Source organism: Mesorhizobium sp. ZC-5 (assembly GCF_025753855.1).
Taxonomy (GTDB): Bacteria; Pseudomonadota; Alphaproteobacteria; order Rhizobiales; family Rhizobiaceae; genus Neomesorhizobium.
The window spans coordinates 554,032-563,988 of record NZ_JAOWPT010000001.1 but is presented as its reverse complement, the minus strand read 5'-3'; the positions used below and the strand labels follow the sequence as shown (position 1 = coordinate 563,988).

The window sequence follows — 9,957 nt, the reverse complement described above, 5'->3', positions numbered from 1 at the left end:
GCCGGGCTTTGCCGCACAAAGGCCGGATGAGCCCTGCCGACGCCTTCATCGCGATCGCGGATGCCAACCGGCGCCATCTGCTGGAAGAATTGCGGCGCGGACCGAAGACGGTGAACCAGCTTGCCGCGGGGTTGCCGGTGTCGCGCCCGGCAGTGTCGCAGCATCTCAAGGTGCTGCTCGACGCCGGGCTGGTGAGCGCACGCGCGGAGGGGACGAAGCGCTTCTATGCCGTGAGCACGTCCGGTTTCATGCATCTCAATATCTGGCTGGATCAGTTCTGGGAAAGTTAGTTGATCGCACCAACTGCCTCGCAATGGCAGTGCATGCAGCGATGATCATAATTGATTTTAGAAAACCACACATCCAACCCGGCGGCACAATCAGCGCCGCCGCTGGCAAAACCGACGCGCCGACGGCGCGTTTATGACTGCTGGATTCAGTGTGTCGTGTGGTGCCCTTTCAGTTTCTCCATCTCGTCCTTGAGTGCCAACTTGCGACGCTTCAGCTTCACGATTTCGAGATCGTCCACCGACGGATGCAGCAATGCTTCGTCGATTTCACGCTCGATATCACCGTGTTTGCGCTGCAGCTCTTCAAGATGGTTGGCAAGAGACATGATTGGTTCTCCCTTTCATGGTTTCCTCGAGGCAACCGTCACAGGTACGTCCACCGCTGGGGCACCAGCGTGACGGAAGGATGATAGTTTGCCACCACACGATCCGGAAGTCGATTTCGTCGTAGTAGCATTTCCTGTCGTCATGAAATGTGGTAAGAGCGCCACGCCGGAATCAAGTGTGTCCGGACCCGCCCGGAATGGCGCGAGCTTGGCGCCGGAGACTCACAGACGGTAGACATGTCGGATCAGGAAAAGGCCGAAATTCGTCTCGAGTTTGCACGGTTGAAACAGGAACACGCGGATTTCGATGCCGCCATCGCCGCGATGATCGCCACCGGCTGTGATCCGCTGCAGGTGCAGCGCATGAAGAAGAAGAAGCTGGCGCTGAAGGACAAGCTGAAGAACCTGGAAGACCGGATCATTCCCGACATCATCGCCTGAGCCCATCTGGAAACGCTACTCCCGTGGCCATCTGCCGGCGTTTTCTGCGCTTCCGGTGCTCACGGACCTGAATGTCCGCTGCGCTCCGGTTCTCGAAAACACCACCAGCTGTCTCGCGGGAGCGCGTTTCGAGACGGGTTCGCGTCGCGCTTCGGCAGATTGGCCGTCAATCCTTGCGGCAGCCGGCGAACTGGGCTAATCGGCCACTTCCTTCGTGTCGGGGAAAGTGCCGTGACAAACAAGCGTGCCGACGTGGCTATCATCATGGGCAGCCAGTCCGACTGGGCGACAATGAAACACGCCGCCGACATGCTGGCGGCACTCGGCGTTTCGCATGACAGCCGCATCATCTCCGCGCATCGCACGCCGCAGCGGCTCTATGAGTTCGCCAAGGGCGCCAAGGCCGAAGGCTTCAAGGTGATCATCGCCGGGGCAGGCGGTGCTGCGCACCTGCCCGGCATGACGGCATCGATGACGGCGCTGCCGGTGTTCGGCGTGCCGGTCGAATCGAAGGCGCTGTCGGGTCAGGATTCATTGCTCTCCATCGTGCAGATGCCGGGCGGCATTCCGGTCGGTACGCTGGCGATCGGCAAGCCCGGCGCTATCAACGCGGCGCTGCTGGCGGCGGCCGTGCTGGCGCTGAGCGACGAGGCCCTCGCGGGGCGGCTGGAGGCCTGGCGGGCCGAGCAGACCGCGAAGGTCGCCGAAAAACCGTCGGACACGGTATGAGCACAGCGCTGCCGGCCGGCTCGACCATCGGCATCATCGGCGGCGGCCAACTCGGCCGCATGTTGGCGATGGCTGCGGCCAGGCTCGGCTACCGCACCGTGGTGCTGGAGCCGCAAGGCGACTGCCCGGCAGCGCAGGTCGCCAACCGGCAGATAATAGCAGCCTACGATGACGCCTACGGGCTGGCTGAACTCTCCCGCGAAAGCGACGTCGTTACCTATGAATTCGAGAACGTGCCGGTGGCCTCGGCCAAGGCGCTGGCCGCCGACGTGCCGGTGTTTCCGCCGGCCAAGGCGCTGGAAGTCAGCCAGGACCGGGTGGCGGAAAAGGCCTTCCTCAACGGCATCGGGATATCCACAGCGGATTATCGTCCTGTGGATAACGACCGGCAGCTGACTGACGCGCTCAAGGAATTTTCCGGCGCGGGAATCCTGAAGACGCGCCGCATGGGCTATGACGGCAAGGGGCAGCGCGCCTTCGACAAGATCGGCGGCGACGATGTTTCGGGCACCTTTGCCTCGATGGGCGCCGTGCCACTGATCCTTGAAGCGTTCGTTGCCTTCGAGCGCGAGATCTCGGTGATCGCGGCGCGCGGCCGCGACGGCTCGCTTGCGGCCTACGATCCGGCCGAGAACATCCACCGCGCCGGGATACTGCATACGTCCACCGTGCCGGCAAAGCTGAAAGCGGCAACGGCGCAGGCTGCGCGCGACGCGGCCTTCGCGATCCTCGAGGCGCTCGATTATGTCGGGGTGATCGGGGTCGAGTTCTTCGCGGCGAAGGATGGCAGGCTGCTGGTCAACGAGATCGCGCCGAGGGTGCACAATTCTGGGCACTGGACCGAGGCGGCTTGCGGCATCTCGCAGTTCGAGCAGCATATCCGCGCCATTGCCGGGCTGCCGCTCGGCACGACCGCGCGGCACTCCAATTGCGTCATGGAAAACCTGATCGGCAACGACGTTGCCAGAGCCGAAGCGCTGCTTGCCGAACCCGATGTCGTGCTGCATCTCTACGGCAAGGCGGAAGCCCGCGCGGGCCGCAAGATGGGTCATTTCACCCGCCTGAAGCGGCGGCGCTAGAAATTATCTCCCGAACCGGCGGCGCGGCATCCCTCAGGGGGCGTTTGACTTCGGATATTCGAGCTGCATGGCAACGAAATCGGCTGTGCGCATTCCATAGCGTTCCGCTATCCCTTGCAGGGTGTCGTCCAGCGCCTTTGCCGGCTGCCGGCCTCCGATCGGTGGGATCACGTGCTCCGCAGGCCAGCTCGTGTCGACCTGATCGGGCAGGATGCGGATGCCGTTGCGGGTCTTAATTGCGGCGTCGGCGAAGGTGAACGCGCGCGACCGGTAGGTGCGCGACCAGGCATCGGCGACAAGCGCCAGCGCCACTTCGTCGACGCCGGGCGTAATCTCCATGCCGAGCTGCTCGCGGTTCCAGAAGGCGAGCGTGTTGCCGATCGCCGTCAGGGCGAACGGGCGCGTGAAGCGGAACGCAGCGCTGTCGTGGCGCGCATCCCAGTCCGCCAGGCCGAGATCCCGGGCGACGGCTTCAGCCTTCTCCCGGCCGGCGATGGCCTCGATCAAGGTGAGCGACATCGGCATGGATGCGGTGATGCCCGTCGTCGTCGCGACGCGCCCGTCGACGACCAGGCGCCGGTCGGCGACATAACGGATGTCGGGATGTTCTTTGCGTAGCTCCCCGAGAGAATACCAGTGTGTGGTCGCCCGCTTGCCGTCGAGCAGGCCGGCCGCGGCGACGACCTTGGCTCCGACGCAGACGCCGATGATGATCGCACCCTTGGCGGCCTGGCTGTTCAGCCATTGCAGGACCGCCGGATCATCGTCGCGGCTCATCGCCGGGACGATGACATAGTCGGCGCCGTCCGGATGCTCGGTATCGAAGTCGGTGACCGTCGCCTGCGGCTCGACCTTGAGCGCCGGGTAGAGCTGCATTGGTCCCGGCCTGGTGGCCAGCGCAACCACGTCGGCGATGTCGGCGCGCCGCAGGATGCCGTAAGGCATGAGGTAGTCGGTGGTCTCGGTGGCGTCATTGATGCCGATGATGGCGACCAGCGGACGCTGGCGTTTCGGGGGCTTCAGGGCGGCGAGCGTGGCCTCGGCTTCGTCCTGCGCGATCGGCGGCGCGGCCGCGGCGGCCGGTGCAGCGGGCAGCGACAAGATCCAGATGGCGCCGCCGATCAGGAAAAGCACGGCGGCGCCAAGACCGCTCCACACCAGAAATCGCAGGTTCATGGTCCTCGCTCTATCGCTCTCCCGCTGGTCTCTATCGCAAGGTTACACCCACAACAGCGTTCGAGATTGCGAAACTGTTCCATCGCATCGATGGCCGCGCACGAGATTGGCGACTACGGGGTGCCGCCGCGTGCGTTTCTGGCGACCATCGCGACGATCGTTTCGTAAAGCTCGGCCTGTGCCTGCGCGGCGGTAATCTCGCCGGTCGCAGCGGCGTAAGACAAGGCCTCGGCGGCGCCGAGCATCGCCCGAAGGCCAGCTCCAGCAATGTCACCAGCGAACGGTGCGAGCATGGTCCGGCATTTTTCCATGAAAACCGCCTGGTACTCCCGCTTGATCTCCTCGAGTTCCGGCGAGCCGGCCAGAGATGCGATCACGCCCGGTATCTCACGGCCCTGGAACAACACGCAGTCGACATAAGAAGACGCAATGACCGAAGCCCTTCCTTCAAGAGTCGGCTCGCTTGCTTGAAATGCAGCGTCCATGATCTCCGACTGGCGCGCGTCGAAATCCTGATACAGCACCGCCAGCAGCCCGCTGCGCGTGCCGAAATGGTCGTAGACGACGGGCTTTGCGATGTTTGCCCGCTCGGCGAGCCGTGGAAGCGTCAAGGCTTCCGTTCCTTCCTCGCGAACCACTTGCCAGGCGACGTCAACGAGTTGGCGATGCCGTTCCTGCCTCGACAGGCGGCGGCGTGGCTGCGGATCTGACGCCTGTCCGATGGTTTCAGCGCTTGACACGGTAATATACCAAAAGTAGGTTACGGAACGTAGCTACGAAAAGTATATAAGTTTCACCCTTCGCCTGCAATCAGGAGTTTTCGACATGCAAGCGCTCATCGTTGTCGCGCATCCCGATCCAAGGTCGCTCACCCATGGCGTCGCATCGCATGTTGCCGAGGGCGTGTCCGCCGGCGGCGATTCATTCGAGATCGCCGATCTCGCCGCGGAGGCGTTCGATCCGAGGTTCACCGCGGCGGACATCGCCGTCCATCTCCGCGAGGCGCCGCCCACCGCCGATGTTGCCGCCGAGCAGGCGCGGATCGACCGCGCCGACGCACTGGTGCTGGTCTACCCCGTCTACTGGTGGTCGATGCCAGGGCTTCTCAAGGGCTGGATCGACCGCGTGTTCGCCAATGGCTGGGCTTATGACGAAGGTCCGGACACCAGGCTGGTGAAGAAGCTTCGTCATTTGTCGGTTCATCTGGTCGCCATTGGCGGCGCCAACCTCAGAACCTATGCGCGGCACGGCTATTTCGGCGCCATGAAGACGCAGATCGACCATGGGATGTTCGATTATTGCGGCGCGCGGGTGCTGACGTCCGAACTGCTGCTCCAATCGGAAACCCAAGATCCGGCTTCGCATCTGGATACGGCCCGTGCCATCGGCCGCGGCCTGTTCGAGGCGCAGCGGCGATCCGAGACGGCCAACGCGGCATGACGCCGGGCAGCAACACCGAAATGGGTTGACCGCTCAACCACAGCTATCCCAGTTTGATCGCTCAGGCGAAGCGCCTATATGCTTAGCGGAAAGCATGGGAGTGATAAAAAACACGGGAGCGATAAATGTCGCAAAAGCGGTTTTTGACGCCCGAGGAAAAGGCACACTGCCACAAGGTGGCGTTGGCGAAAGAGCAACACGACTTCCCTGACCATGATATCGAAGTGACGGTGCTGGACGAGACCGATGATGAAGGAAACCCGCTTTGGACCGTCCAAAAAAAGAAAGTGATTGTCGTACCCAATGGTTGGGAGCCGAACCGCTGATGCCAATCCGCTTTAAAAGGCCAGAGGCGACCCGCCGACGTCAACGGTAGCGCCGTCCGCGTTGATGCGCTTTGCAGCCGGGACACCACCCAGGCGCTACACAGGTTGACACGCGCAGTGCTCCTCGTTTATGAGCCTCTCACAAATTCGGCGCGTCTTCGGGCGCGCCTTTCAGTTCGGCCCGGACGAGGGCCCATTCGACGGGCAAGACCAATGAAGATCAAGAATTCGCTCAAGGCCTTGAAGGCCCGCCATCGCGACAACCAGCTGGTTCGCCGCAAGGGCCGCATCTACATCATCAACAAGACTGCGCCGCGCTACAAGGCCCGCCAGGGCTGATCGGGCTTTCGCCCCCTTCACGCGAAATTCAGTTTGACGTTCCGCCATGCGGGGATAGATTCCCGCATATGCGGAGCGTTTTTGCATTTGCCATTGCCCTGACACTCGGCGCCGCGTTTCCGGCTCTTGCCCAGGACGCTCCGCCGACCGAGGAAATCAAACCACAGCCCGAGGAACAGGTCGGCAGCCGGCTCGACAAGCTGTTCGGCGACCTGAAGCGGCAGCGCAACGAAAAGGCGGCCGAACGGATCGCCGGCAATATCTGGCAGGAATGGTTCAAGTCCGGCAGCGCGTCGGTCGACCTGATGATGAAATGGGCGGGCGACGCGGTCGAAGCCAAGAAGTACGACGTGGCGCTGGATTTCCTCGACCAGGTCATCGTGCTGGCGCCGACCTATCCCGAGGGCTGGAACCGCCGCGCCACCGTGCATTTCATGATGCAGAACTTCGGCAAGTCGATGGCCGACATTGAGCGGACACTGGAACTGGAGCCGCGTCATTTCGGTGCGCTTTCCGGCATGGCAGAGATCATGAAGACCACAGGCCGCAAGGAACTGGCGCTCGATGCCTACCAGCGCGTGCTCGCAATCTATCCGATGATGCGCAGCGCGCAGAACGAGGTGTCCGAGCTTTCCGAGGAACTGGCGGGCGAAGGCATCTGAGCGGAAACTCGGCCGGCCGCGCGCTCGTTTCTTGAATTCCTTTCGAAGACATTTGCCTGACCGATGAATCTGATCACCGCCGCGCTCGCCTTCCTGCTCGCCTTTTTCCTGATCCTCGTCGGCATCACACGTGTCGGCTCCTGGCTGATCGAGCGGCACTATCCGCCGATCGGAAGCTTCGCAACGGTGAACGCGACCCGTATGCACTATGTGCATGTGCCGGCCGGGCCGGATGCCGACCTGCCGCCGCTGGTGTTCATCCATGGTGCCAGTGGCAATCTCAGGGATCAGATGCAACCGCTGCGGCCCTTGCTGCAAGGGCGCGCCGAGATGCTGTTCTTCGACCGCCCGGGCCATGGCTGGTCGGAACGCGGCGGTCGCAACGACAACCCGCATGAGCAGGCCGCGACGATCGCGGCGCTGATGGACCATGTCGGCATCGACGATGCCATCATCGTGGGCCATTCCTTTGGCGGCGCGGTGACCGCGACCTTCGCGCTGGACCAGGCGGAACGGACGCGCGGACTGGTGTTCCTGTCGGCGGCGACCCACCCATGGCCCGGCGGCGCCACTGCCTGGTATTACAGCCTGACCGCGACGCCGGTGGTCGGCTGGCTGTTTGCGCAAGCCATCACCTATCCCGCCGGCATGATGCGGATGCCGGCCGCCACGGCCTGCGTCTTCGCCCCGAACGCGGTGCCGGTCGCCTATTCCGACGAGGCCTCGATCCCGCTGGTGCTGAGGCCGCGCGCCTTCCGCTCCAACGCCATCGATGTCGCCGGGCTGTATGACTATGTGCTCGAAGTGGCGCAGCGATACCGCGAAATCAATGCGCCAACGGTGGTGGTTTCCGGCGACGAGGACACCGTGATCTACGAGGAAATCCACTCGATAGGTCTGGCGCGGGACATTCCAGGCGCCGAACTGGTGTGGGTGAAGAACCTCGGCCACAAGCCGGACTGGGTCGCCCGCGACCTTGTGGTGGCGGCGATCGAAAAGGTCGCCGGCAAGGATCGCGACCTCGACAGCGTGGCGCGCGCGGTCGAGGCACGGATCGCCGGCGACGTGCTGCCCGCCGGCTGCGTCAACGAAAAGGCGCCGACGGCGGAACTGGCGCCGGGGTGAGTTTCTAGATCCCGCCCAGCCCGTCCGAGCCGATATAGGCGATGCGCAGCATGTTGGTGGAGCCGGGTGTCCTGAGCGGCACGCCGGCGGTGATGATGACGCGGTCGCCAACCTTGCCGAAGCCTTCGGCGAAGGTGATCTGGCAGGCGCGGTCGACCATGTCGTCGAGGTCGGTGGCGTCCGGCGTCACCACGCAGTGAGTGCCCCACAGGAGCGACAGGCGGCGTGCCGTCTCGAGGATCGGCGACAGCGCGATAATCGGCACCTGCGGACGTTCGCGCGCGGCGCGCAGGCCGGTGGTGCCCGACGCCGTGTAGGTGACGATGGCGGTGAGCTTGAGCGTCTCGGCGATCTGCCGGGCGGCGAGCGAGATGGCGTCAGCGCCGGTCGCCTCCGGCTCGGAACGCTGGGCGTTGATGATGCCGGGATAGGTCGGGTCCTGCTCGACGCGCTGGGCGATGCGGTCCATCATGGCGACCGCTTCGACCGGATACTGGCCAGCAGCGGACTCGGCCGACAGCATGATTGCGTCGGCGCCTTCGAAGACGGCGATGGAGACGTCCGAGACCTCGGCGCGGGTCGGAACCGGCGCGGTGATCATCGATTCCAGCATCTGGGTGGCCACCACCACCGGCTTGCCGGCGCGGCGGGCGGCGCGGGTGATCTGCTTCTGGATGCCGGGCACGGCTTCCAGCGGCATCTCGACGCCGAGGTCGCCGCGCGCCACCATCAGCGCGTCGGAGAGTTCGATGATCTCGGCCAGCCGGGCGACCGCCTGCGGCTTCTCGATCTTGGACATGATGGCGGCGCGGCCGCGGGCGATCTTGCGGGCTTCGGCAAGGTCTTCCGGCCGCTGGATGAAGGACAGCGCCACCCAGTCGACGCCGGTTGCCAGGACCGCGTCGAGATCCTTGCGGTCCTTCTCGGTAAGGGCACCGACCGGCAGCTCGGTGTCGGGCAGGCTGACACCCTTCTTGTCGGAGATCCTGGTGCCGGCGACCACCTTGCAGACGATCGACTTGCCGTCGGCCTTGACGACGACGAGTTCGAGGCGGCCGTCGTCGATCAACAGGCGGTGGCCGGCCTCGACCGATTTGAGGATCTCGGGGTGCGGCAGGTGAACCCGTTCGGTGGTGCCGGGTTCGGGACTTCCATCGAAGGTGAAGGTCTGGCCAACCTTCAGCTCTTCCTTGCCGTTGGCGAACTTGCCGACGCGCAGCTTGGGGCCCTGCAGGTCGGCGAGAATGCCGATCGGGCGCGCCACCTCGTCCTCGACCTTGCGGATGCGCGCGATCAGGGTCCGCATCGTGTCGTGGTCGGTATGGCTCATATTGATGCGGAAGACATCGGCGCCGGCTTCGAAAAGCCTGCGGATCATGGCCTCATCGGAGGAGGCCGGACCGAGTGTGGCGAGTATCTTTACTTTTCTGCTGCGTCTCATTGACCGTTGGTTCCCGTGACGGCGGCGGTGCCGTCCGTTGCGGGCTCAGTCAGTTGGACCATCCAGCTGGCCTGCTCGCCCGTGTCGTATTCCTGAAAGCCGGCGCGCTGGAATCCACGGGCAAAACAATCGCTGACGCCGGATACCTTGAACTCTTTTTCCGCTACGCACATGTTGACCGGACCATCCCAGCGTCCGCCGCGCTCGGCGTCTTCTGCATAAAGATAATAATAACGTGATGACAGCTGACCCTCGATCAGCGTCTTGCAGGACGAGCCTTCGACATGCCACCAGCCCTCGGTGACCCAGCCGGCCTTGGCACGGTACCCGATGGCGACGCCGACGAGATTCTGCGTGGCGTTGCAGACGCGAAAATCCGCCAGCGCCGGCGTTGCCGACAGGGCGGCAACAAAGGGCAGCGCGACGATGGCCAAGAGAGCGGTCACCAACGGGTGAAAGCGCTGCCTCCTGGCGAATTCCATGGTGAAGCCCCTCATGCGTGAAATCAGCATCTTAGACGCCCCTTTTCGGCAAAGTGCGGGCGCATGTCAACGCGGTCACGTCTTCGATCTTAATCGATTAG

The 9,957-nt window shown here is 63.8% G+C and carries 14 protein-coding genes; 9 read left to right on the top strand and 5 right to left on the bottom strand.

Annotated features, from left to right (window positions below):
• Positions 1 to 26 precede the first annotated feature (26 nt).
• On the top strand, positions 27 to 290 hold the full coding sequence (locus OHD58_RS02720; protein WP_263801494.1) for an ArsR/SmtB family transcription factor: 264 nt from the start codon (positions 27 to 29) through the stop codon (positions 288 to 290).
• 146 nt (positions 291 to 436) lie between these two features.
• On the opposite strand, the gene OHD58_RS02715 is transcribed toward OHD58_RS02720, so the two are convergent.
• Positions 437 to 616, bottom strand: coding sequence for a YdcH family protein (locus OHD58_RS02715; protein WP_263801493.1), 180 nt, complete (start codon positions 614 to 616; stop codon positions 437 to 439).
• Between the two features lie 237 nt (positions 617 to 853).
• On the opposite strand from OHD58_RS02715, the gene OHD58_RS02710 reads away from it, so the two are divergent.
• From OHD58_RS02710 to OHD58_RS02700, 3 genes are all read left to right on the top strand, one after another.
• On the top strand, positions 854 to 1,057 hold the full coding sequence (locus tag OHD58_RS02710) for a YdcH family protein (protein ID WP_263801492.1): 204 nt from the start codon (positions 854 to 856) through the stop codon (positions 1,055 to 1,057).
• Positions 1,058 to 1,288: 231 nt separating this feature from the next.
• On the top strand, positions 1,289 to 1,786 hold the full coding sequence (gene purE, locus OHD58_RS02705) for a 5-(carboxyamino)imidazole ribonucleotide mutase (protein WP_263801491.1): 498 nt from the start codon (positions 1,289 to 1,291) through the stop codon (positions 1,784 to 1,786).
• Positions 1,783 to 2,865, top strand: a complete 1,083-nt coding sequence (locus OHD58_RS02700) for a 5-(carboxyamino)imidazole ribonucleotide synthase (RefSeq protein WP_263801490.1) — start codon at positions 1,783 to 1,785, stop codon at positions 2,863 to 2,865. Before purE ends, OHD58_RS02700 begins: the two co-directional genes overlap by 4 nt.
• A 33-nt stretch (positions 2,866 to 2,898) precedes the next feature.
• Here OHD58_RS02700 and OHD58_RS02695 read toward each other — a convergent pair whose 3' ends face one another.
• Both OHD58_RS02695 and OHD58_RS02690 read right to left on the bottom strand, forming a co-directional pair.
• Positions 2,899 to 4,041 (bottom strand): DJ-1/PfpI family protein, encoded by a 1,143-nt coding sequence (locus OHD58_RS02695; RefSeq protein ID WP_263801489.1) that lies wholly within the window; start codon positions 4,039 to 4,041, stop codon positions 2,899 to 2,901.
• A gap of 113 nt (positions 4,042 to 4,154) precedes the next feature.
• Positions 4,155 to 4,781 (bottom strand): TetR/AcrR family transcriptional regulator, encoded by a 627-nt coding sequence (locus tag OHD58_RS02690; protein ID WP_263801488.1) that lies wholly within the window; start codon positions 4,779 to 4,781, stop codon positions 4,155 to 4,157.
• A gap of 85 nt (positions 4,782 to 4,866) precedes the next feature.
• On the opposite strand from OHD58_RS02690, the gene OHD58_RS02685 reads away from it, so the two are divergent.
• The 5 genes from OHD58_RS02685 (at position 4,867) to OHD58_RS02665 (ending at position 7,933) form a co-directional block, all read left to right on the top strand.
• A complete protein-coding gene (locus OHD58_RS02685; protein ID WP_263801487.1) occupies positions 4,867 to 5,481 on the top strand; it encodes an NAD(P)H-dependent oxidoreductase in 615 nt (204 codons plus the stop codon).
• A 125-nt stretch (positions 5,482 to 5,606) separates the two neighbouring features.
• Positions 5,607 to 5,807: a hypothetical protein gene (locus OHD58_RS02680; protein WP_263801486.1), complete on the top strand. Its 201-nt coding sequence runs from the start codon at positions 5,607 to 5,609 to the stop codon at positions 5,805 to 5,807.
• A gap of 213 nt (positions 5,808 to 6,020) precedes the next feature.
• Positions 6,021 to 6,146, top strand: coding sequence for a type B 50S ribosomal protein L36 (gene ykgO, locus OHD58_RS02675; protein ID WP_006203764.1), 126 nt, complete (start codon positions 6,021 to 6,023; stop codon positions 6,144 to 6,146).
• Between the two features lie 68 nt (positions 6,147 to 6,214).
• Positions 6,215 to 6,808 (top strand): tetratricopeptide repeat protein, encoded by a 594-nt coding sequence (locus OHD58_RS02670; RefSeq protein ID WP_263801485.1) that lies wholly within the window; start codon positions 6,215 to 6,217, stop codon positions 6,806 to 6,808.
• A gap of 63 nt (positions 6,809 to 6,871) precedes the next feature.
• Complete coding sequence (locus OHD58_RS02665; RefSeq protein ID WP_263801484.1) at positions 6,872 to 7,933, top strand: alpha/beta fold hydrolase; 1,062 nt, start codon at positions 6,872 to 6,874, stop codon at positions 7,931 to 7,933.
• 4 nt (positions 7,934 to 7,937) lie between these two features.
• On the opposite strand, the gene pyk is transcribed toward OHD58_RS02665, so the two are convergent.
• Positions 7,938 to 9,374, bottom strand: coding sequence for a pyruvate kinase (gene pyk, locus OHD58_RS02660; RefSeq protein WP_263801483.1), 1,437 nt, complete (start codon positions 9,372 to 9,374; stop codon positions 7,938 to 7,940).
• Positions 9,371 to 9,856, bottom strand: coding sequence for a DUF1036 domain-containing protein (locus tag OHD58_RS02655; RefSeq protein ID WP_263801599.1), 486 nt, complete (start codon positions 9,854 to 9,856; stop codon positions 9,371 to 9,373). Before OHD58_RS02655 ends, pyk begins: the two co-directional genes overlap by 4 nt.
• Between the last annotated feature and the right edge of the window lie 101 nt (positions 9,857 to 9,957).

What these genes read in the sequence shown, in the direction of transcription:
- OHD58_RS02720 (WP_263801494.1), top strand. Translation starts at nt 27, where the DNA reads ATGAGCCCTGCCGACGCCTTCATCGCGATCGCGGATGCCAACCGGCGC.
- OHD58_RS02715 (WP_263801493.1), bottom strand. Translation starts at nt 616, where the DNA reads ATGTCTCTTGCCAACCATCTTGAAGAGCTGCAGCGCAAACACGGTGAT.
- OHD58_RS02710 (WP_263801492.1), top strand. Translation starts at nt 854, where the DNA reads ATGTCGGATCAGGAAAAGGCCGAAATTCGTCTCGAGTTTGCACGGTTG.
- OHD58_RS02700 (WP_263801490.1), top strand. Translation starts at nt 1,783, where the DNA reads ATGAGCACAGCGCTGCCGGCCGGCTCGACCATCGGCATCATCGGCGGC.
- OHD58_RS02695 (WP_263801489.1), bottom strand. Translation starts at nt 4,041, where the DNA reads ATGAACCTGCGATTTCTGGTGTGGAGCGGTCTTGGCGCCGCCGTGCTT.
- OHD58_RS02685 (WP_263801487.1), top strand. Translation starts at nt 4,867, where the DNA reads ATGCAAGCGCTCATCGTTGTCGCGCATCCCGATCCAAGGTCGCTCACC.
- OHD58_RS02680 (WP_263801486.1), top strand. Translation starts at nt 5,607, where the DNA reads ATGTCGCAAAAGCGGTTTTTGACGCCCGAGGAAAAGGCACACTGCCAC.
- ykgO (WP_006203764.1), top strand. Translation starts at nt 6,021, where the DNA reads ATGAAGATCAAGAATTCGCTCAAGGCCTTGAAGGCCCGCCATCGCGAC.
- OHD58_RS02670 (WP_263801485.1), top strand. Translation starts at nt 6,215, where the DNA reads ATGCGGAGCGTTTTTGCATTTGCCATTGCCCTGACACTCGGCGCCGCG.
- OHD58_RS02665 (WP_263801484.1), top strand. Translation starts at nt 6,872, where the DNA reads ATGAATCTGATCACCGCCGCGCTCGCCTTCCTGCTCGCCTTTTTCCTG.
- pyk (WP_263801483.1), bottom strand. Translation starts at nt 9,374, where the DNA reads ATGAGACGCAGCAGAAAAGTAAAGATACTCGCCACACTCGGTCCGGCC.
- OHD58_RS02655 (WP_263801599.1), bottom strand. Translation starts at nt 9,856, where the DNA reads ATGGAATTCGCCAGGAGGCAGCGCTTTCACCCGTTGGTGACCGCTCTC.